Origin of the sequence: Alteromonas antoniana (assembly GCF_019249295.1) — a bacterium.
Taxonomy (GTDB): Bacteria; Pseudomonadota; Gammaproteobacteria; order Enterobacterales; family Alteromonadaceae; genus Alteromonas; species Alteromonas antoniana.
The window spans coordinates 139,538-160,754 of the sequence record NZ_JAESDH010000008.1; the positions used below are offsets into that span (position 1 = coordinate 139,538).

At 47.7% G+C, this 21,217-nt stretch carries 18 protein-coding genes; 1 reads left to right on the top strand and 17 read right to left on the bottom strand.

Going from position 1 to position 21,217, the window contains the following annotated elements; all coding sequences use genetic code 11:
- Position 1: 1 nt before the first annotated feature.
- The 12 genes from pseF to JKP77_RS09010 form a co-directional block, all read right to left on the bottom strand.
- On the bottom strand, positions 2-694 hold the full coding sequence (gene pseF / locus JKP77_RS08955; protein ID WP_218310843.1) for a pseudaminic acid cytidylyltransferase: 693 nt from the start codon (positions 692-694) through the stop codon (positions 2-4).
- A complete protein-coding gene (gene pseC, locus JKP77_RS08960) occupies positions 691-1,836 on the bottom strand; it encodes a UDP-4-amino-4,6-dideoxy-N-acetyl-beta-L-altrosamine transaminase (protein ID WP_218310844.1) in 1,146 nt (381 codons plus the stop codon). The genes pseF and pseC overlap by 4 nt, the downstream gene beginning before the upstream one ends.
- Positions 1,833-2,837 (bottom strand): UDP-N-acetylglucosamine 4,6-dehydratase (inverting), encoded by a 1,005-nt coding sequence (pseB, locus tag JKP77_RS08965; protein ID WP_218310845.1) that lies wholly within the window; start codon positions 2,835-2,837, stop codon positions 1,833-1,835. The genes pseC and pseB overlap by 4 nt, the downstream gene beginning before the upstream one ends.
- Positions 2,834-6,244, bottom strand: a complete 3,411-nt coding sequence (locus JKP77_RS08970) for a 6-hydroxymethylpterin diphosphokinase MptE-like protein (RefSeq protein ID WP_218310846.1) — start codon at positions 6,242-6,244, stop codon at positions 2,834-2,836. Before JKP77_RS08970 ends, pseB begins: the two co-directional genes overlap by 4 nt.
- 3 nt (positions 6,245-6,247) lie before the next feature.
- Complete coding sequence (locus JKP77_RS08975) at positions 6,248-6,559, bottom strand: hypothetical protein (RefSeq protein ID WP_218310847.1); 312 nt, start codon at positions 6,557-6,559, stop codon at positions 6,248-6,250.
- Positions 6,556-6,984 carry a flagellar export chaperone FliS gene (fliS, locus tag JKP77_RS08980; protein ID WP_218310848.1) on the bottom strand — a complete coding sequence of 143 codons (429 nt, stop codon included), beginning with the start codon at positions 6,982-6,984 and terminating at the stop codon, positions 6,556-6,558. The genes JKP77_RS08975 and fliS overlap by 4 nt, the downstream gene beginning before the upstream one ends.
- Positions 6,985-7,002: 18 nt before the next feature.
- Complete coding sequence (gene fliD / locus JKP77_RS08985) at positions 7,003-8,436, bottom strand: flagellar filament capping protein FliD (protein WP_218310849.1); 1,434 nt, start codon at positions 8,434-8,436, stop codon at positions 7,003-7,005.
- An 11-nt stretch (positions 8,437-8,447) separates the two neighbouring features.
- Complete coding sequence (locus JKP77_RS22530) at positions 8,448-8,882, bottom strand: flagellar protein FlaG (RefSeq protein WP_218310850.1); 435 nt, start codon at positions 8,880-8,882, stop codon at positions 8,448-8,450.
- An 88-nt stretch (positions 8,883-8,970) separates the two neighbouring features.
- Entirely contained in the window at positions 8,971-9,801 is an 831-nt protein-coding gene (locus JKP77_RS08995) for a flagellin N-terminal helical domain-containing protein (protein ID WP_218310851.1), read from the bottom strand.
- Between the two features lie 680 nt (positions 9,802-10,481).
- Entirely contained in the window at positions 10,482-11,315 is an 834-nt protein-coding gene (locus JKP77_RS09000; protein ID WP_218310852.1) for a flagellin N-terminal helical domain-containing protein, read from the bottom strand.
- 472 nt (positions 11,316-11,787) lie between these two features.
- Positions 11,788-12,618 carry a flagellin N-terminal helical domain-containing protein gene (locus JKP77_RS09005; RefSeq protein WP_218310853.1) on the bottom strand — a complete coding sequence of 277 codons (831 nt, stop codon included), beginning with the start codon at positions 12,616-12,618 and terminating at the stop codon, positions 11,788-11,790.
- Between the two features lie 358 nt (positions 12,619-12,976).
- A complete protein-coding gene (locus JKP77_RS09010; protein ID WP_218310854.1) occupies positions 12,977-13,807 on the bottom strand; it encodes a flagellin N-terminal helical domain-containing protein in 831 nt (276 codons plus the stop codon).
- 225 nt (positions 13,808-14,032) lie between these two features.
- Between JKP77_RS09010 and JKP77_RS09015 the strand changes: the two genes are divergently transcribed.
- The gene (locus tag JKP77_RS09015) at positions 14,033-15,010 is read left to right on the top strand and encodes a hypothetical protein (RefSeq protein WP_218310855.1); all 978 of its coding nucleotides are present in this window, start codon (positions 14,033-14,035) and stop codon (positions 15,008-15,010) included.
- An 89-nt stretch (positions 15,011-15,099) separates the two neighbouring features.
- Here JKP77_RS09015 and flgL read toward each other — a convergent pair whose 3' ends face one another.
- The 5 genes from flgL to flgH are packed head-to-tail and all read right to left on the bottom strand — an operon-like array spanning position 15,100 to position 21,209.
- Positions 15,100-16,320, bottom strand: coding sequence for a flagellar hook-associated protein FlgL (gene flgL, locus JKP77_RS09020; RefSeq protein WP_218310856.1), 1,221 nt, complete (start codon positions 16,318-16,320; stop codon positions 15,100-15,102).
- Positions 16,321-16,325: 5 nt separating this feature from the next.
- Entirely contained in the window at positions 16,326-18,458 is a 2,133-nt protein-coding gene (gene flgK, locus JKP77_RS09025; protein ID WP_218310903.1) for a flagellar hook-associated protein FlgK, read from the bottom strand.
- Complete coding sequence (gene flgJ, locus JKP77_RS09030) at positions 18,458-19,408, bottom strand: flagellar assembly peptidoglycan hydrolase FlgJ (protein WP_218310857.1); 951 nt, start codon at positions 19,406-19,408, stop codon at positions 18,458-18,460. The genes flgK and flgJ overlap by 1 nt, the downstream gene beginning before the upstream one ends.
- On the bottom strand, positions 19,408-20,520 hold the full coding sequence (locus tag JKP77_RS09035) for a flagellar basal body P-ring protein FlgI (protein ID WP_218310858.1): 1,113 nt from the start codon (positions 20,518-20,520) through the stop codon (positions 19,408-19,410). Before JKP77_RS09035 ends, flgJ begins: the two co-directional genes overlap by 1 nt.
- Before the next feature lie 8 nt (positions 20,521-20,528).
- A complete protein-coding gene (gene flgH, locus JKP77_RS09040) occupies positions 20,529-21,209 on the bottom strand; it encodes a flagellar basal body L-ring protein FlgH (RefSeq protein WP_218310859.1) in 681 nt (226 codons plus the stop codon).
- Positions 21,210-21,217 lie beyond the last annotated feature (8 nt).

Sequence of the window (21,217 nt, forward strand, 5' to 3'; positions counted from 1 at the left end):
ATTATTCTGACATCATATAGGCGCGATACATTAATTCGGCGCGTTTCCAGTCTTCTGGTGTGTCGATATCCTGCACCAGATAGCGCGGAAGAATGACAGGTATTGAATGTGGCGCGAAAGTGGCCTCATCATTTTTCCAGGCCGAGCAAGTGCCCCAATAAAACTGGCCCGCATCGTGGTAGTACTCTTCAAGATCCTGCGAGCGTTTTCCCATTTGAGCAGGCTCTACGGGCGTAACCCCTCCTTCATAGAGCTTAATGGCTCGCTGAACCGGAAATGGAAAACTGGTTACTGAAAAAGCAAACTGTTTCGTGCTGTCTGCGACAAGTCTGTGCAGCCCTTCTTTTAATCGTTCCGCAGATAAAAAAGGCGCTGTTGCATATATGCAGCACACGTACTCAACGTTCTCACCAGCCTGCTCAAACGCCTCTACGGCGTGTTTGATGACGGGAAACGTCCCCACGTAATCATTCGCTAATGATTCCGGGCGTCTGATAATCTGCGTGGCACCATATTGCTCGGCAATCGCTGAAATCTCGTCAGAATCTGTAGAAACGATAATTTCATCAAAGAGCTCACTGACTTGTGCCGCTTCGATGGAATACGCTATCAGGGGCTTACCTACGAACGATTTAATATTTTTTCCTACGATCCGTTTACTCCCCCCTCGGGCCGGAATAACCGCAATGTTCACTTAAGTACCTCATGCAGTGTTGAAATTACTCTATCTTGCATATCGGCAGAGAGTTCAGGAAATAAAGGCAACGTAATCGCATTCTGATAATACTTTTCGCAGGCCGGGTAACAATGACGTTTAAATCCTAAAGCCTGGTAATAAGGATGATGATATATCGGGATATAATGCACGTTCACACCAACCCCTCTCGCGCGCAATGCATCAAAAACCACGCGGCGGTCTCTGTTTTCAAGCTCTATCACATATAAATGCCATGCGCTGTGTATATCCAGTTGAGGACGCTTAAGCGGAAGTGCTGACAACGCACTTTCGTAGCGTCTTGCTAATGACAGGCGAGCTGCGACAAATTCATTTAGCCTCTTAATTTGGCTGTTCCCCAGAGCCGCATGAATATCACTAAGCCGGTAATTAAAACCCAGGTCATGCTGCGCGTAGTACCAGCCACTTGCTTTCTCCTCGTTAGGGAAGTGGCTGTTATCACGTGAGATACCATGACTGGCATACCGACGCAGTGAATTCGCATTGGCTTCACGGTTTGTTAATACCGCGCCACCCTCTGCGGTAGTTAACGACTTAACTGGATGGAAGCTGAGTACTACAAAGTCACTGTATACTGCGCTGCCGATAGGGTTTCCATACCTGTCTTTACCGCCCAACCCATGTGCCGCATCTTCAATTAATGTAATGCCGTAAGGGGAAGTTAGCTCGGAAATGGCTTTCATGTCGCAACTGCTGCCTGCGAAATGCACCACCACAATGGCCTTTGGAAGTTTGCCATTTTCTTCGGCCTGGCTGAGCTTTTGTTGCAGTTCGCTTAAAGAAAGGTTTCGGGTGACAGGATCAATATCTACAAAATCTACCTCTGCGCCACAATATCGAGCACAGTTTGCAGAGGCGACAAACGAGTTCGGAGAGGTCCAGACTTTGTCGCCAATGCCGACACCAGCTGCAAGGCACGCCATGTGTAGCCCGGAAGTACCGCTATTGCAGGCTACCGCATATCTGGCTCCGGTGTACTCACAGAGATTCTGTTCGAACAGCGGGACCTGACTTCCCTGCGTCAAAAATTCATTTTTCAGTACATCAACAACGGCATTTACATCATCGTCGTTGATAGAATGACGGCCGTACGGGATCATAAGGTTTCGCTGTCCAACGCTTTCAGCTCTTCGACAGTCAGAAAGTGCGGGTTAGTACCAGAGTGGTATTCAAACTTATCTGTTGCGGACCTACCCTTCTCACCTAACCGGTTCTTTGTATAATCAAGATTCTTATCAAAAAATGTAATTGCCGGTGCGATAACGAAATGATCTTCAAATTCAAAGGTGTGGTGTGCCATTTCTTCTGGCACCATTACTTCGTGTAATTTCTCGCCTGGCCGTATACCAATCACGTCAAAATCTCGTTTACCACTCATTGCCTCGACCAGATCAAGAATTCGGATAGACGGAATCTTGGGAACAAAAATCTCTCCGCCTTGCATACGCGAGAAGTTTTTAACAACAAACTTAACGCCCTCATCCAGAGTGATCCAAAAACGCGTCATCTCCGGATGCGTGACGGGCAGCTTTTGCTGACCTTTTGCTAATAATGAACGGTAAAAAGGAACCACACTCCCGCGTGAGCCGACAACATTACCGTACCTGACAACGGAAAAGCGCGGGCCATCGGCACCAGAGATATTATTCGCAGCCACAAACAGCTTATCTGATGCCAGCTTCGTGGCTCCGTAAAGATTAACTGGATTCGCGGCTTTATCTGTCGACAAAGCGATAATTCGCCTAACACCGTTAGCTATCGCAGCGTCAATGACATTCTGGGCGCCATTGATATTAGTTTTAATGCACTCATTCGGATTATATTCGGCAGCAGGAACCTGTTTCAGCGCTGCAGCATGAACCACGAAGTCCACATCTTTCATCGCCGTTTTGAGACGCTCTTTATCCCTGACATCACCAATGAAAAACCGCAAGCTTGGATGACTGAATCGCTGCTGCATTTCATATTGTTTTAACTCGTCACGCGAGTAAATAATCACTTTTTGTGCCTGAGTATTGTCAAGCAGATAACTTACAAACTGGTGACCAAAGGAGCCAGTACCGCCAGTTATTAATATTGTTTTACTATCAAATAAAGTCATTTTGATATCGCCAGAGAAGTAAATTGTTTGAGTCGATGACTTCGATCATTCTCGATTTCTTCAGGTGAAAGCAGTAATGAAACAAAATCCTCATTTTTTAGCCCCCTTGGTAGATACCGGGCTCTCGTACCATCTTCGAACAAACTATTTTTTGTAGTTAGTAATTCTTTGCTTAGAAATATAAAATTGCTGCAATCATAAGTATGGTAACTTTCGAAAAGCGATAGGTCGTAATACTTATCCACCTCTTCATATTGTGATAGCACTAATTTTGGTAACACGATAAAGCGGCTTAATTCTGAGGATACCGCTATTCTTGATAGGAAAAGACGCAATACATCATTACACGATGGCGACCAATTTTTTGAGCTGATATCACCGACTAAATATAGTATTGGATAATCGTTATCGTTAACCAAGTAATGCAAAAGCTGCTCATGATTATTTACTATACACAAAAACTTTCCGCTTGATTTCTCTGGTGCGATACCAAAATATAATTGGTAGTCCGCTTTATCAAAGCAATGAGTTAAGTCACCGGTAATTCCCAAAACAGACAGTGCATCGAAGAGGCGATGTATATTTCGGTCGGTGGATGGATAAACGCCTACGGACTTTTTACTCTCAGATTTGCTTCGCAATTTCATATAAAGTCTGCGCCTTTCCATTTCAAAACTGGAAATGAAGTCGAAACTACCCTCGCTGCATTTCATGGTTTGAAACAGCTCACGAGCCCGCTTCCGCCAAATTACGAGTAACTCATTGAACGCCGTTCTCGCTGAGGACTCATCTGCCAACATAATGGCCCGGGTGAATGCACTATTAACATAATTCAATGTGCCGTTAAGGTAAAAAAACAACAGGCTGCGTTTGCGCTGATATGACAGTACTAAAAGTTCTCTCTGCCGTTTCACCAAATAATGCGCCCTTTCAAGTGAATCGTATTCTTCATCTAGTAACCTTAGCAGTGCTTCCATTTCCTGCAGTAAATACTCTTTTGAATAACGGTTGTTGAAGTCATCTCGAAACGCATCAGAGGGAATAGATAAAAAGCACCGTTCTTTGAATATCGTCAACGTCCTAATTTTCAGGCCAATGTCTGATGAAACGAACACGTTTTCCGGACGTAATGGCATACTACCGTAGATTTTTGCGCCATCACTGACATTGTAAACTGCTGCGTGAGGCGAAATCGCCTGCTCTAGCACCCGCTTTGACACCTTAAATTCAAATTTCGTATTCACCTTTGCTCTGAAGTTGCCTTCGACAATGATGGATGTGTCATTTTCCTTGCTGTAGTCATATCGCTCCTTGCCTTCATCATCATAGTAGCCTGACGAGCGGGAGTGGTGATACTTAGGATCGGCAAATCCCATATCGATACCGAAAAAGTAGAGCTGTGTGAAGCCGGCAGTTTGAAAGAAGTCATAACCAAAGTTAGCAACCGTGGGATATGCATAGCGAAGCTTTGCATAATCCTGCTCTGCGATCACCTCACCAATTGACACCGTTGAAGACTCGCCTTCTTTAAATGCCAGATACACCTCTTTATAGAGCTGACAAGTATCGGGATGAATCCCGTTGCAGCTAATCAGTGTAATTTGCTTCAGGTAGTCTAAACTGCCCACCCTGACCGCCCAGTCAAAGGTAGATCGGTTCGATTCGATTTCTGCATGAAAATCTGGCTGGATCCCGTGCCTGTGTAAAGTTTGTAGGGCTGTTCCACAACTAACAATAATGGCGTCATTTGCGCTTTCTCTGATAACTTCAATCAGGTTGTCTAGAGAAGGGCCGTTGCCAACCAGAAAAACCGGAACGTCTTTACTTTCAATCGACAATTGTTCGGCACTGTCACTCCTGAGCAGCGGAACTTCCTGTTCAAATGACCACTTGGTATGGCTCACACCGTAAAACGCGTGGTCGAAATAATCGCCCATGGCCACAATAACCTTTAACTGCTCACGCAACTGTGCAATAGCAGACACCAAATTAGCATTGTAATAGCCCTCAAAAAAGAAGGTATTCGCCAGTACATAAGGACCAATGGAGTGAAACTGCTTGATGAGGTCATCGATTAAATGAGAGCCATCGTCGCCGATATTTAAATAGAGTCTGGCATCGCTTTCATCCAGATTAGTAAGTATTTGCGACCAGTTGATGGCGTAAAGAGACGCATAAAAGAAATCTCGATTAGGCTCACAGATAAACAGCATTTCCGTTGCGTGTTTTTCTAATAAGCTCTCTAGTGAATAGCCAACTCCCATACCAAATAAAATAAGCGATTTAATGTTATCCGGTAATGTCCCTACATCATCGGTGACATCATCTGTCACTTGAGACATTTCCGTAACCATTTGATAATGAAGATGGTTCTTTAACTTTTTACCATTGTAACTAAGCAATAACCCATCTTTATTCGGATTTTCCGAAAAAGCTCTTGCACTCCGCTGCCCCTCTGAACGGGGATTACCGCCGTACAACGGCGTATCCAATGGGGTCAGAAGTACATTCACATCACCTGATTGGGTGGTGACCGGATACCAGATATCGGGCTGATAACTCTTAAACTCTTTGGCAATCTCAGGAAAGAACTTTTCAAACGCTGCGATGTTGGCATCAAATACGGCTTGGTCCAGCCTTTTAGAGTACGGCTTGTCAGAAGACTCAGTTGGCCAGTAATTGGTATATCGTAACGGAGCACTGGCTTTTTTCTGATCGTAATACCACTTTGACAATGTTTGTAGTGTACCGCGGCTTATCTCAGCCATGACCTGATCAAACACAGGATGATTGTAGTGCTTAAAAACGCTTACCGTAGAAAAGTGAACATGTTCTGCCAGTTCGTTCAGGTCGCTGGCAACGCCACGACCATCTTTCCCTATCTGAAGGTAGATAGCTTTTTTTTCCCTGCTGGCCAGTCGAAAAATATCCTGCCAGGAAATAGCCGACAACGAGCACATAAAAAGCGCAAAGTCTGGCTCATAGATGATGTAGTGCTTGGCGGTGGATTTCTCAAAAAGCGATGCAATGTGATGGCCCAGGCCAATTCCCATAATGACCATCACTTCAGATTCAGCCTCGCTCGCAGCGTTGTTTTCATTTTGAATAATAGTCGGATTTTTTAAGAAACTGTTAACCTGCGCGGTTACTTCGTCCTGCGGGAATTCATCATAAAAGACTCTGCCAGACTGATAATCAACGATATTCAGTTGGCCGTGTTTGTTGCATAAAATCGACTTGGCGCTTTTTGGAGCTGAGAGGATTTGCTCGTAAATTGACGGGATAGTGTGCCGAAATGCATTTAAATTTTGCCTTTGACGCTTTTGGATAATTTCAGAAGCTTCGCCTTCCAAGGAGCGCTGGCGTTCTTCATCTTGGTCTACGTGCAGAGTAATGTCTTTTAACATGTGCTATTTGTATTTTTTGACCGCAGCCTGGCTTTGAATAAATTTTGACACATCGTCTTTTGCTGACTGCAGCAAAGATTGCGCCAGTTCTTTTAATTTATCATTGACAGGAATTTCTGCACGCGCAAAAGCACGTTTGTCTTCGTCGCTCAGCGTTTTCAAATGCGCTTTAACGATGTCATCTCTCTCGGCAAGGATGCGATTCAATTCAGGTAGGTCTAGCTCAGAAGAAGGTGCCAGTTGCACCGTAATCTCGTCATTAATCTTACGTAATGCAACTGGTGTCAGAGGATGGTTTAACGTTTCTTTATTCACACAGCTTGTCGGTTTTGACGCTGAGCTTCAAAGGCTTCCTGTTTGGCGTCTTCAGGAATCTGAACCCATGCATCACGAATTGGTGTTAACAGGCTAGAGACTTCGTCGAGCATATTCAAGTCGTTCTTCACATGCGCTTCATTTAATTTCTCTACCATGTAGTCATAGAGGGCAAACATATTTTGCGCCGTTTCGCCCCCTATCTCCATATTCAGCGTATCCCGCAAATGGATAATAATTGCCGTTACACGAGAGATATAATCAGACTTGGCAGCAAAATCTTTACGCTCCATCGCGCCTTTTGCATAGGCAATACGATCTAACGCTCCTTGCATCAGCATAAGCGTCAGCCGGTGCGGATCTGCTGCTGCAACGTCTTGCTTTAAATTACCTTTGCGGTAAGCGTTAATACCAGTGAGTGCCATGGTGACTCCTTATTTCCTTTACCCTAAAGCTGCCAGCAGTGCTGAACCTGTCTGGTTGAGTTGAGCAACAGTCTGGTCAAGGTTTAAATATTTATCTCGTAAAATTTCTTCATAATTCATCATACGAAGTTCTAATCTCTCACGGTCATCGTTGAGCTGATCTCGATCATCTTTCGCAGAACGTTCGCGCAGGCTGATAAGTCCACTGTATGAGGTATATTGGTCAGCAAATTCATATAAGCGAACCGCAATCCCCTCTTTTTCGTCGGTAAACAACGCAGCGATTTCGTCAAAGCTATCTTCCAGCGCATCGCTCAGACGATCTTCTCCGGTCCCAAGCCCGAAATCGGTGTCACCAATTTCCAGGCTACCCTCTGAATTAACTTCAATACCCAGTTGGAACAAGCCTCCAAGCGATGAAGAAGAAACGCTTCCGCCAACAATAGATGCCAGACCACTCTGAATGCCTCTTAGCAATGAATCACCGGCTAATGCGCCATCATCTTCCAGCTCTGATTCACCGTACTTGGTTAAATTTTCAATTTCCTTTATCAAGCTATTATAGTTATCGACAAAGTCCCGGATTTTTTTATCTAAACCCTCACGGTCGTAACCAATTTCCAGCTTTGAGGTAATGAATTCGCCTGACGTGTCTTTAGGCGAAACTTCTTTGGCTTCGAACGAGACGTTTTGGATCGTATTTTCAAACTTATTCGTCTCACTCTCTACGAGAATACCGTCTATTGTGGCCTTCGCATTCGTAGCAGCTTCAATATTGGCTGCGCTGATGCTGCCAACGCCACCGGTTGTTGAGAGACGATCTAGCTCGGTGTTACCACCATCATTATTGATAACCAGGTCATTCCCATTACCCGTTTTTTCAGACGTGAAAACGAGTTTAGGACCAGCTGAGGTGCCGGTATCGATGATATTGGCATTCACACCAAAATTGTCAGAATTGTTATTTATTGCTTCGCGAAGCTGGGTCAACGTCATACCACTGGTAACGTTGACTGAGAAGCTGTCTGAGCCGCCTACAGAAAAGGTCAGCGACCCACTACCTGAAGTCAGCACCGCATCGGACGAGGACGTAAACGCGCCATCGTCTGTAGTAATTCTGCTGCCGCTGGCGAGCTCAGTCACCGCGACTTTGTAACTTCCTTTTAGTGCAGAGTTCGTGGCCTCGGCTGTAAAGATCTCTGTATCTTCAGAAGGATTGGTAATAGTAGGTTCGCGACCATTTATATCATTGTCGCGTCTTAAATCATTTACCGCGTCTTTGAAATCCGACAGCTTAGACTTAATTTGACCGAGGCCTGAAATTTCAGCCTCAATCCGTTCTTCTCGCTGATTTAAGCGGTTTTCTTTTGGTGCCCGTTCAGCATCAAGCAATTGCGAGACAAGATCATCAAGCGCAAGCCCTGAACCAACACCCAACGATTGAATAGTCATTACTCACCTCACTACACTTTGTTATTAACAAGCACTCCTACGCTACTTCCGATATCTTCCTGAAGACTTTTTATTCGCTCTGCTAATTTTAGCACTTCTTCAGAAGGAATTTGACGTATTACGTCACCTGACTCAGAGTCTTTAACGGTGACTACAGAACGCTGTGTATCTTCATCTACTGAAAATGCCAGATTTCTGTTCTGTACCTGTAAAAATGCCTGGACCTCTTGTACAGCAAGCTCGATATCTTCAGCTTGCCCCTCTCTATTCAGGTTATCGGCATTTTCACGCTCGACTTGAAGATCTTTTGCACGTGCATTTTCAACAGAGAGATCCGTTGAATCATTTGATGACTCAACAGGCCTGGGCGAATCGACGCGCACGGGCACTTTATCTACTGCTGTAACAGCAAAATTCTGGCCAATTTGTGTATTTGCAATCTCCACGTGAACCTCCTTAGTAAAAAGCGAAAAAACGGGGCCTGCCTGAAGCAGACACCCGTTACAGTTTAAGCAAGGTTACTTATTGTTAAGCTTATCCCAGCAGCGAAAGCGCTGTCTGTGGACGCTGGTTGGCCTGACTTAATACAGAGACAGATGCCTGCTGAATGATCTGGTTACGTGTCAGTTCAGCGGTTTCAGCGGCAAAGTCAGTGTCACGAATTCGTGAACGCGCAGCTGAAAGGTTTTCCGATACGTTACTTAAGTTACGAATCGTTGACTGAAAACGGTTTTGCAGAGCACCCAAGTCAGCGCGCGTGCCACCGATAGATGAAATCGCATCGTCTATTGCTGTCAAAGCTGCACTTGCACCACCTGCAGTGGAAATGTCGACAGTACCGACTCCGAGGCCAGAAGCCCCTAAACTCGCACCGTTGGCCGTAGACAGGTTAACGCTGATGGACTGATTCGCATTTGCGCCCACCAAAAACGAAGCAGAGAAGCTACCGTTTAGCAGATTTACGTTACCAAACTGCGTATCACTTGCTACACGGGAAATTTCGGTTTTCAGCGCAGAAACTTCTTTCTGCAGTGCTGCACGGTCAGCAGAGCTGTTAATTCCGTTTTGAGACTGCACTGCCAGTTGGCGAATACGTTGAAGGCTGCTTGTTACCTCTCCTAACGCACCTTCTGCAGTTTGCGTCAAAGAGATGGCATCGTTCGCGTTACGAACAGCCTGGTTTAGACCCTGAACCTGTGAGGTCAGACGATCTGAAATCTGAAGACCTGCCGCATCATCTGCTGCACTGTTAATGCGAAACCCTGATGACAGTCTTTCAAATGACGTGCTCAGCTTGTCGCTTACGTCAAACAACTGACGTTGCGCATTCAGCGCAGACACATTGGTGTTTACATATAAAGACATTGTTATACCTCCTAGGGATTCGATGTAACCGGTGCTACTATCAAACCCTTCCAGTTCAGACCAGCCAGGTCACTACTCCCGCTGGTCCCCTCGAAACGAAGCGCATGCGCTCCGCAAAAAGTAATTAAATTACCCCTCAGCTAAAGGTATCGGCGGTTCCTTTAGGTTCTTTAGCTTTTTTTTGAAAAAAATTAAAATAATTCATATCTAACTGAAAAATAATGAGTTTTAAGGGCGGCAAGTTACCTTTTTTTGAAGATATTCATCCAGGGGCAAGCCATTGCCGCAAAAACGGCAAATAAATGTGTGGAAACGGCGAGGTATGAAAGATAATAATAGCGTATCTAAACCAATCTCTAAGATTGCTGGGGCTGGTACGTATAAGAAATTTTTGGCACGGGGAATGCTTTAGATATTAAGCAAGTTGACGAGATGTTTCGGTAATAAAAGAAAAAAGGCCGAGACAAATGTCCCGGCCAATTTGCTCACGTTAGGAGATTGAGCAAAATTCAGTTTCAGTCGGCTGGCAGGAATTATAGTAGAATAAACTGGCCTCTCAACCAACACTTCTACACTCTCAGTCCTGTTAGTCGGCGTTTTCTTGGTGCCGCGGCCAGATGGCCGCGGCGTTCGGGGGATGGCCTCTCAACTCCTTCCCAATCCTACGCCTTACCTGTCAATTAACCTCCAAGTAAAGACAACGCTGCCTGTGGTCGCTGGTTTGCCTGCGACAGAATGGTTGTACTTGCCTGTTGAAGTATCTGATTACGGGTAAGTTCTGCCGTCTCGGTGGCAAAGTCTGTGTCACGAATACGTGATCTTGCCGCCGATACGTTCTCAGAAATATTACTCAAGTTACGAATGGTTGACTGGAAGCGGTTCTGAATCGCACCTAAATCAGCGCGCTTGGCATCGACAGCCGAGATAGCCGCATCAATAGATGTCAGTGCAGCCGATGCACCCGATGCGGTCGCGATAGACAAGTCGCTATCTCCATTCGTCAGCCCAGAGAAACCAAAACCGCCTGTGCGGGAGATATTCACGCCGATGGTCTGACCGCCATTAGACCCTACCAGGAAAGCCGCAGAGTAGGTACCGTCAAGTACGTTCACGCCCCCGAATTGAGTCGTTGTTGCGATACGGCTGATTTCCGTTTTCAGTGCGGACACTTCTTTTTGTAGTGCCAGACGGTCAGAAGATGAATTGATACCATTTTGTGACTGAATTGCCAGAACCCGGATCCGCTGCAGTGATGTGGTAATTTCCTGCATCGCACCTTCTGCGGTTTGTGCCAGGGAAATCCCGTCGTTCGCGTTTCTTACGGCTTGGTCTAATCCCATGATTTGAGAAGTCATGCGGTCAGAGATCTGAAGGCCGGCAGCATCGTCTGCTGCGCTGTTGATACGAAAGCCCGAAGACAGACGCTCGTAGGCGGTATCCAGGCCATTGCCGGTGTTAAATAACTGACGTTGTGCGTTTAGTGATGAAACATTTGTGTTTACGTACAGACTCATAGGTCTCTCCTAACAGTTGAAGTTTGCGCTGTTATTGTTTTTTTCTGCGCATGTTATTTAAAAACTTTCAACGTGTTGGCACATACTATGCTTCACAAATAGTGTCAGTGATAAAAAACTGACGCTTTGCGAGGCGTTGTACCTGGTAAAGCGATGCTGAACGGGTATGGGTCACTCCCATACTTTGCTGACAGGTGGGTCTGTTGTTCCAGACCTCATACCTCTCACTACCTCCTGGCTTCATTCCTGCCAGTCAGCAGCTTCAGCATCCAACACGGCGTAGTATTGCAGTACCATGTTGCCCTCAGCGTGCTTTAACACGTTGTCTTGCGAAATACTCTACTCGTCGGTCGGTTGCAGTCTGTCCCCACATTGTGCAATCCGACCGTTTTTCGTATCTACTCAATCGTCATTCGATTTACTCGACTGCAGTCTGCCCCCGCATGTTTACAGTCGATAGATTATTCATTTCTTACCCTTGCAGTAGCTGCAGTGCGGCTTGTGGACGCTGGTTTGCTTGTCCGAGTACCGTCGTGCTTGCCTGCTGGATAATCTGCCACCGTGTCAGCTCTGCGGTTTCCGTCGCGAAATCAGTATCGCGAATACGTGAGCGTGCCGCTGACGCATTCTCTGAGATATTGCTCAGGTTGCGAATGGTTGACTGAAAGCGGTTCTGGATAGCCCCCAAATCAGCGCGCTTAGCATCGATAATGGAGATGGCTGCATCTACCAGTGGTAGTGCCGCTGACGCAAGGGCCGCTGTTTCTACAGACACAGTAGCGCCGTTAGTCAGGCCCGAGAAGCCATAGCCCCCATTACGAGACAGATTAAAGCTGATGAACTGACCGGCCTGTGCACCTACCAGAAAGGCAGTAGAGAAGGAACCAGTCAGAATATCGCCACCTGCAAACTGAGATGTCGATGCAATTCGGCTGATTTCCAGCTTAAGTGCAGACACTTCTTTTTGCAGTGCCAGGCGATCTGCTGAGGTATTGATACCGTTTTGTGCCTGAATAGCCAGCACACGGATACGCTGCAGTGCGGTGGTCATTTCCTGCATGGCGCCTTCTGCAACCTGTGCCAGTGAAATGCCATCGTTGGCGTTACGTACGGCCTGATCCAGACCTTTGATTTGTGATGTGATGCGGTTTGATATCTGCAAACCCGCGGCATCGTCCTTGGCGCTGTTAATCCGGAAGCCGGAAGATAAACGCTCAAAAGCGGTGCTCAACTCGATATTTGAGGTAAACAGTTGCCGCTGAGCATTCAGCGACGATACATTCGTGCTAACGTACAAGCTCATAATAATCTCCTAACGATTTTTGTAGACCAGACCGATATTTTTATTTTTAGAGTCTGGTTTGAGCGACCCGTATTATTATTTTTAGGGGTGGTGTCACTCATTGTGGCCTGAGTTATTTTTATTGTTCCCAGTGCCTACATTTAAGTTATCGTTCGGACACGAAAAATCCTTTAGCAATTTTTCGCTAAATTTTCATAAGCTTTATTTTTCAGTGCTTTAGCTAAGAAAGAAGTCGCAAAAAAGCCGGACTTTCGTCCGGCCAACCGCTCTACGTTAGGAGATTATTGAGCGAAGTTTTTGCGTGGGGTGGATTCCCGGTTCACTACCTCCTGGCCCCATTCCTACGCTAATTAGGTAATTAGCCCAGTAACTGCAATGCTGCCTGAGGACGCTGATTCGCCTGAGACAGTACTGTTGTACTTGCCTGCTGGATAATCTGATTACGCGTCAGGTCTGCAGTTTCCGCAGCAAAGTCAGTATCACGGATACGTGAACGTGCCGCCGAGATGTTCTCAGAGATATTACTCAGGTTACGGATGGTAGACTGGAAGCGGTTTTGCAGCGCACCCAAATCAGCACGAGTACCACCGATAGAAGAAATCGCGTCATCTATCGCTGTCAAAGCCGTGCTTGCACCACCTGCAGTAGAAATATCGACTGTACCAACACCAAGGCCAGAAGCCCCTAAGCTCGCACCGTTAGCTGTAGATAAGTTAACGCTGATAGTCTGGTTGGAATTTGCACCTACCAGGAAAGCAGCAGAGAACGAGCCATTTAGGATGTTCACACCGTTAAACTGAGTATCTGTGCTAATACGGCTGATTTCTGCCTTCAGTGCAGACACTTCTTTTTGCAGTGCGACACGGTCAGCAGAACTGTTGATACCGTTTTGCGATTGTACTGCAAGCTGACGAATACGCTGGAGCGCAGTCGTAGTCTCGTTAAGCGCACCTTCGGCAGTTTGCGACAGTGAAATAGCATCGTTGGCGTTGCGGACAGCCTGATTAAGGCCCTGAACCTGTGACGTCATGCGGTCGCTGATTTGCAGACCAGCAGCATCGTCAGCTGCGCTGTTAATGCGGAAACCTGACGACAGACGCTCAAAGGATGTGCTCAATGAATTGCTGACATCGAACAACTGACGTTGTGCGTTCAATGCAGACACATTGGTATTGACGTATAAAGACATAAGTCTCTCCTACACTCTCAGTCCAGCATGAGCTGGCTGCCGGGGTCACCGGCGGTTACAAATTTAGTAGTCATCAACACCTGAGGGGTAATTGATGAACTGGCTCTCTCAGAAATGTTATCGACGGTGATAAATTTCCCTTTAATAAAATTTGCAAAAATTGCCGTAGAGAGGCAGGAAATTGCCGCCTATAATGACGTAAACAATGGTTTTTTAAGCGATTTCATGTCTAAAAATATTTTTAAAATTGATCAGGTAAACCGGATTTCCTCCCGCTCGCCGCACAGTGCATTTACGGATCTGCATAATTTGCCTGATGGAAGTCTGCTGTGTTGCTATCGTCAGGCGACCAACCATGTGAGTAATGACGGTAGATTAGAAATTGCCTGTATTGACGCTGAAACTTGCAATGTAAAAAGTCGTAGTCACGTCGCAATAGCCGGCGTTGACCTTCGTGATCCCAAACTTAGTCAAGGCCCCGACGGACGAATCTGGCTTCTGGCTAACGCAAGATACGCAGACGCCGAAAACAGAACGTTAAAACGTCACATGATGAGCTGGTTTTCTTATGATGGAATCAGTTGGTCATCACCACACGACCTTGGACTTAATGGCTGGTGGCTGTGGCGTATTATCTGGCGCGACGATAACGCTTTCGGGTTCGCTTACAATCGCGGCCAGGATCGCATCGATTTGTATCAGGGCCATCCGGGAAAGCGTATGTTCTGTAGAAAATCACATGCGCTGGGACGGGTTTCACACAATCTGGGCTACCCTAACGAGAGTGATATGCATGTTGATAGTAATGGCAACATGTGGGCACTGGTGCGTCGGGATGCAGATTCATTCAGTGCGCAGCTGGGTTTCAGTAAGGCACCGTTTACGCGCTGGTACTGGCATGATTTGGGAAAGTATATTGGAGGGCCAGCGTGGGTACCGCTCACAAAAACAACCATGCTGGTGGCTGGCAGAGAGTGGACGGGGAAAGCACTGGTTACCACCCTGTGGACACTTAACTTAAGTAATAAAAAGCTGGATAAGATTCTGACCTTGCCCAGTGGCGGTGACAACAGCTACCCGGGCCTGGCCATAGATGGCGATACGCTTTATGTATCCTATTACTCAGGTCACCTGGATAACGAAACCCGGGTTTACCTGGCAACGTTGCGCGGCATTACTGCTTTATCGGGAGAGTGCGAATAAATTTGTTATACCCATCCAAAATAATGTGTGATCAGCTCAGAGAAAAAGGAATGTCTATAAGTGAGCACACATTTTTACGGATTGTGGTATTAAAGGAAGTCGAATAAGGACAATCCGGAAATACGTGGAAAGGTTGCCAGTGCAGCATTTAATGCAGTTTCCTGCTTGGCAAATTCTGCTGACGCTTCAGCGTAGTCAACATCCTCAATAGAGGAACGTGACTCTTTCGCGGCAATTTCTAAATCCAGATTGGTTTCATAAATAGACTCTGCGACATTCAGGCGGCCACCAATAGAAGAACGCTCCAGACCAATCTTTTCCATCGCGTTATCAATACCGACAATCGCATCGCTTAAAGATTCGCGAAGATCCTGGCCGCTGGTGTCGTTACTGAGCACGCGATAGAGATCATCAATAGTTTGCGCCAGGTTCTTTTTTTCCGGTGTGTCTAAGGAAAAGTCCACCGTATCGCCAGGGACACCCGTTAACGTAAACTGCATCCCTTTCACGGTAAAAGGTTCACCTGAGCTGTAGCTGACAGTATCAACCACAGCACCGGTTCCAACATTCGTTAATTGCGCCTGATTACCGGCCTGCAGGGTTATGCGATAATCATTGTTAGCCGGGGTAACGGGATCGTAGTTATTCTTGTGAAAAGTATCAAATGTTCCCTGCTCTGCTACCCTGGACTCAGTGACCGTGGCAGTAGATGGCGGGGTAATTGAAAAATTCCGGCGCGCTAGCACATTCTCAAACACATCCTGACCGCTGCTGGTGCTTTGGATCCGTGTGCTGTCAGACAGTTGCACAAAGCTTTCACCGGAATCTCCTGAAAACGTCACCGCATTACCTGCCGCTGCCGGGTTGAGGGTAAAAGCCTGATTCTGAGACTGATAGCCGGCGAAAATATAGTTACCATCAGCATCCTGGCTGTTCATCAAATCGAACACTTCGTCACGCAGTTGCTCCATCTCCGCGCCAATAGCCCGACGGTCCGGATCTGACAAGATGCCAGATCCCGCCTGCAACGCTAGTGTGCGGGCGCGATTGGCCGCACTGGTAATGTTATCCAGCACCGCTTCCTGCTGCTCAAGCGAACCGGTAACCAGATCAATGTTGCGCTGATATTGCTTTAACTGATCCAGTTCTTCCGTCAGGCGGATGACTTTTGCCGCGCCAACCGGATCATCAGAAGGACGGTTCAGCTTCTTACCGGTTGCCAGGGATTCCTGCGTATCCGCCAACCCACGCTGATTTTCCATGATCGCACGGATATTCTGATCATATATCTGGTTGGTTGAAATACGCATGTAACTTACCTTGCCGCCTGTAAGATAGTGTTAAATAAATCCTGAGCCGTACTTAAAATACGCGCCGCTGCCGAATAAGATTGCTGAAAGCGGATCAAGTTCGCCGCTTCCTCATCCAGACTGACGCCGGATACCGAGTCGAACCAGTTTTCCGATTGCACCTTCATGGTTTCGGCCGCCTGCAAAGAGATATCGGCAGAAGACGCTTCTTCTCCAATTCTTCCTACTAGTGACGCGTAAGCATCATGCATGGTGCGCGGTTTATTGGTAGCTTCGGAGCTTAATTGTACCAGCCCTTCGTTTTGAAGCGATGCCATTGACAACGCATTGGCATTGTCACCGAATCCATCTGTGTTATAGGTCAGTGAAAAGGAATCTCCGGCTACCGGCACCCCATCAAGACTAATATCGTAGCCGGGATAATCATTCAGCGCAGAGAACGATGCAGGCCACGCCGGGCCTGCGCCACTGGCTTCGGCCTGCGCTAATAAATTGGTGTAATCGGTCACCCCTGTCACATTGGTGATTACATTAGCCGGACTTTCTCCATCAAGCACCTGAAAGCTGGTCGGCGAGGTAAATACAATTTCAGCAGGCGCTCCGACTGTGGCACTTGGCGAGCCTGCCACACCGTGAATGCCACCGGCGCCGTTAAAAGCGGATGCATCTGCCCCCAGTGTGCCGTCTACCTCGGTGTTGGTGACCGTTACCTGTAACACCTTAGCGTCGCCCAGGTTATTTGCGCCCGGCTGCACCCGAACCGGTGATGCAAATGCCAAATCTTCAGGTCGACTGGTTGCTATGGTAATCTCTGAAGCCGCCCGCTTGGTTGGCTGAAGCAGAAACTCATCGCCCGCGGAGTAACCTGAGGCCGCTGTAAAATCTATCTCTATCCCCCCGGGTAACTCCGTGAAGCCTGCTGTGATGGCAATGCCTGGGTAAGTAACCGCAGCGCCTGAGGCATCCAGTTTGGGTGTACCGTCACTGTTAAGCAGTTCTACATTCACAGATGTCGGCACTCCCCCGCTCACGGTAGCCACGGTAATCTTATAATCCGCATCCGTTAGCGCTTCACCTTTGCCTGCTGTCACTTGTCCCAGCACTGGCAGGTTATCGGGTGTTCCTTCGTAATTCAGTCCCTGAAACGTTGGCAGCGTAAATAAATTACTACCGAGCTGGCCATCCATATCCATACCCAGCTTGTTTTGCTGATTCATCGCATCAGCAAATGCCAGTGAAAGCTGACCAATATCACGCTGCGCCGGACCAAGAATGTCATTACGATAACGGAAAAGACCGCCGAGGCTGCCGCCCAGCTCTTCTTCCAATACGTTCAGTGTCGTATTGGCTTTTGCGCCGGTAAAGTTGGTGGATAACTCGAGTTCTTTAAACGTCAGATCAGCATCACTGCCTAACTCAAAAATATTAAACGAGCCATCTTCCAGCACCAGCGACTCCCCTGAGGTCAGGTTTACCGTTACGGCACCACTCTGGGTGAGGCTGTCTCTGACATCAATTGACATGATGCCGGCAAGCTCGTTTATGGCGTTGTCACGCTCGTTTAATAAGGCAGTTGGTTGATTGCCGCCCTGATTACCTTTGGCAACAAGTATCGCCTCGTTGAGCTCTCCGATATTCTTAATCAGGCTGTTAGCGCGGTTTACCTGACTGGTAAACTCTAAATTCAGTTCTTTTTCTTTTGCCTGCATGAAGTCAGATAAGGTATCCATTCGGCGAAGCAGCGCTTTTCCTTCCCCGAGAACCTGTTCTCTTGAGGCAAGGTTTGTCGGATCGTCAGCGGCAGTTTGCAGCGACGCAAAAAATTTACTGAGGCCTTCGGACAGGGAATTCCCCTCATTTGCCAGCATGTTATCCAGCGCCAGAGTTTTCTCAGTGAAGGCTTCAAGCTCGCCAACCTGCGTAATATCCCGGCGCAACTGATTTTGCGCAAAGACACTGATTACACGCTCCGTGGTACCTACACCCACACCATAAACATTGCTGTTTTCAAGAATGGTGCGCTCTCTGACGTAGCCTTCGGTATTCACATTGGCAATGTTATTACCGGTAGTCTGGATCAGCTTATTACTGGCATTAACGCCACTGCTAGCAATAGAGAATAAATCAACCGTTCTCATCATGGCATCATTCCCTGCATGCGATCACTATGATACACCGACATAATTTTTTCTGCGTACGCCGGATCGGTTGCATAGCCTGCCTGCTGTAAAGACTCAGCGTACCGTGCCGCATCTTCGCCACTGGCGACCGCGTTCTGGTAACGGGGTTGTGAAGACAAAAACTTCACGTAATCATCCAGCGCTTCTCCAATTGAATCATACGCCCGGAATGCTGCTTTTTGTCTGGAAGGCACGCCAGCATCAAACTCAATAGTATCGACAACCGCCTGCTTACCCTGCCAGTGATGATTGGCTTTAATACCAAACAGGTTATTTGTCGCCTTGCCACTGCCGTCATGGATTACATACTGACCCCAACCGGTTTCGACTGCTGCCTGAGAAATAATCGCTTTAGGATCGACGCCGAGTGTTGCTGCTGCCTTTTCGGCATGAGGACGCAGCGTTTCGATAAACTGTTCAGGCGAGTCAAACATAGCGGCTTTATACGCACTGGATGAGCCTTTGCTGCTCGATTCCATGACATTGTTAGTCGCCTGTGTTACTGCGTGCTCACGGGCACGGTTCAGTGACGCCAGGTTGCCGTCGCTTCGGATCACACTTCCGGGCACGTAGTTTTCGTCCTTCTGACCCAGCTGTTTAATTATGAGATCTGCCAGCCCTAAACCACCACCCGACGACAAGTCCGTCGCCAGCTGCTGATCATGCATGTCGCGGTAGAATTTTACCTGCTGTGAATTGAAGGGACTGTCTTCATCTGCCAGCGCATCCTGCGCTTTACGCATAGACTTCAGCATCATCTGAACAAAAATCGCTTCAAACTGATGTGCGGCCTCTTCAAGCACTTTTTCATCGCCGGAGGCAATGGCCTCACGCATAGAGTTGATACTGCCGAGGTCGTGAACGTTCCTCGCCATTTCCATTTGTGATTTTGTGCTTAATGCGTCCATCAGATAATCACCAGCTCGCCGCGCAACGCGCCAGCCTGACGCAATGCTTCTAATATTGCCATCAGATCACCGGGGGCTGCGCCCACTTCGTTAACAGCGCGCACTAACTGATCCAGTGTCACGCCCGGCTCAAACTTGAACATTCTGCTGTCAGCCAAATCAACATCGATAATAGACTGCGTAGTGACCACAGTATCGCCATCAGCTAACGCATTGGGCTGTGATACCTGCTGATTTTCAGAAATCGTCACCGTCAGACCACCATGAGTAATCGCGGCAGGAAGCAATCGCACGTCCTGGCCGATGACAATCGTGCCGGTCCGGCTGTTAATAACAACCCGTGCTGGTGCATCGGCAGGTTCAAACTGAAAGTTCTCCAGCGTTGCCAGAAAACCGACCCGCTGACCGACATCGCGCGGTGCAGTCACTCTGACTGAGGCCGCATCTAACGGTGTGGCAATGGAGTAGCCCTGGTCTGGCTGCGCGCCAAGCTTTTCGTTGATGGTGTCAGCCAGGCGTTTGGCTGTGGAAAAATCAGGATAGTGAAGATTCAACGTCAGCGAATCGCCGTTCGCGAAGCCGCTCGGTACCGTTTGTTCCACCAGCGCGCCGTTGGGAATTCGCCCGACTGTGGGGGTATTTACCACAATTCGTGATCCGTCATTTCCCTCAGCACCAAACCCACTAACAATCAACGAGCCTTGCGCGACGGCATACACTTTCCCGTCAACCCCCTTTAAAAAGGTCTGCAACAATGTGCCGCCTTGCAGGCTGCTTGCTTCACCTACCGATGAGACAGTCACATCGATAGTTTGGCCTGGCTTGGCAAAAGGCGGTAATTCTGCGTGAACCGCGACTGCGGCCACGTTTTTAATCTTGGGTTTGACGTTAGAATCCAGGCTGATACCGAAATTGCTCAGCATCGTTCTGAAGCTCTGTTCGGTGAACGGGCTTTGTTCACCCGTACCCGGCAAGCCTACAACCAGCCCATAACCCACCAGCTGGTTTGCTCGCACGCCCTGAATACTGGCGACATCTTTGATGCGCTGGGCATTCACCAGTGGTGAGCAGACCACAGCCAGTAACAACATTCCAAGGGATAACAGTTTCATAGGCACCTCTACAGCGGCCACCATTCAGATGAAAAGAATTTTGCCAGCCAGCCTTTTTCCTGCGAACGGGCAAACGAGCCTGTACCGCTGTACTGAATGCGTGCGTTAGCAATGCGGGTAGAAAGTATTTCGTTATCAGGCGAGACATCGGCAGAGCGGATAATGCCTGTCAGTCGGATGTATTCGTCACCGTGATTTAAGGTCAGCCATTTTTCGCCACGGATAACCAGATTCTGGTTCGGAAGCACATCGACAACCGTCACAGAAATACTTCCGTTTAAGCTGTTGCTCTGGCTGGCCTGGGCATCACCGGTAAAATCGTTGGAGGCGTTAACACCCAGCTGGATAGACTCACCGCCCAGATTAATGGCATTTCCACCCAATCCGGTAATAGGCTGAAGATCGACGCCGGTATCACGTGAGGTTTGCGTTCCTGCTGACTTGGAGGCATTGGTATTTTCGCTCAACGTCACTGTAATGATGTCTCCGACCCTGCGCGCCGTTACGTCCGAATACAGGCTGTTTGCCATATAGGGCCGAAACAACGCACCATCTTCCACAATCTGATCGCGCGGATAGTCCGGTACGACCGGTGCAAAAGTAGGGTCGTTCGCCTGCACCGGCGGCTGACTGGTGCTGGCGCAGGCCGTCAAAAAAGCACTGATAAAAACGAAAATAACCGTACGCATGATGTTAC

Bases quoted from the DNA above. Each gene is read 5' to 3' on its own strand.
- pseC (WP_218310844.1), bottom strand. From the start codon at position 1,836: ATGATCCCGTACGGCCGTCATTCTATCAACGACGATGATGTAAATGCC.
- pseB (WP_218310845.1), bottom strand. From the start codon at position 2,837: ATGACTTTATTTGATAGTAAAACAATATTAATAACTGGCGGTACTGGC.
- JKP77_RS08970 (WP_218310846.1), bottom strand. From the start codon at position 6,244: ATGTTAAAAGACATTACTCTGCACGTAGACCAAGATGAAGAACGCCAG.
- fliS (WP_218310848.1), bottom strand. From the start codon at position 6,984: ATGGCACTCACTGGTATTAACGCTTACCGCAAAGGTAATTTAAAGCAA.
- fliD (WP_218310849.1), bottom strand. From the start codon at position 8,436: ATGACTATTCAATCGTTGGGTGTTGGTTCAGGGCTTGCGCTTGATGAT.
- JKP77_RS08995 (WP_218310851.1), bottom strand. From the start codon at position 9,801: ATGTCTTTATATGTAAACACCAATGTGTCTGCGCTGAATGCGCAACGT.
- JKP77_RS09000 (WP_218310852.1), bottom strand. From the start codon at position 11,315: ATGAGTCTGTACGTAAACACAAATGTTTCATCACTAAACGCACAACGT.
- JKP77_RS09005 (WP_218310853.1), bottom strand. From the start codon at position 12,618: ATGAGCTTGTACGTTAGCACGAATGTATCGTCGCTGAATGCTCAGCGG.
- JKP77_RS09010 (WP_218310854.1), bottom strand. From the start codon at position 13,807: ATGTCTTTATACGTCAATACCAATGTGTCTGCATTGAACGCACAACGT.
- JKP77_RS09015 (WP_218310855.1), top strand. From the start codon at position 14,033: ATGTCTAAAAATATTTTTAAAATTGATCAGGTAAACCGGATTTCCTCC.
- flgL (WP_218310856.1), bottom strand. From the start codon at position 16,320: ATGCGTATTTCAACCAACCAGATATATGATCAGAATATCCGTGCGATC.
- flgK (WP_218310903.1), bottom strand. From the start codon at position 18,458: ATGAGAACGGTTGATTTATTCTCTATTGCTAGCAGTGGCGTTAATGCC.
- flgJ (WP_218310857.1), bottom strand. From the start codon at position 19,408: ATGGACGCATTAAGCACAAAATCACAAATGGAAATGGCGAGGAACGTT.
- JKP77_RS09035 (WP_218310858.1), bottom strand. From the start codon at position 20,520: ATGAAACTGTTATCCCTTGGAATGTTGTTACTGGCTGTGGTCTGCTCA.
- flgH (WP_218310859.1), bottom strand. From the start codon at position 21,209: ATGCGTACGGTTATTTTCGTTTTTATCAGTGCTTTTTTGACGGCCTGC.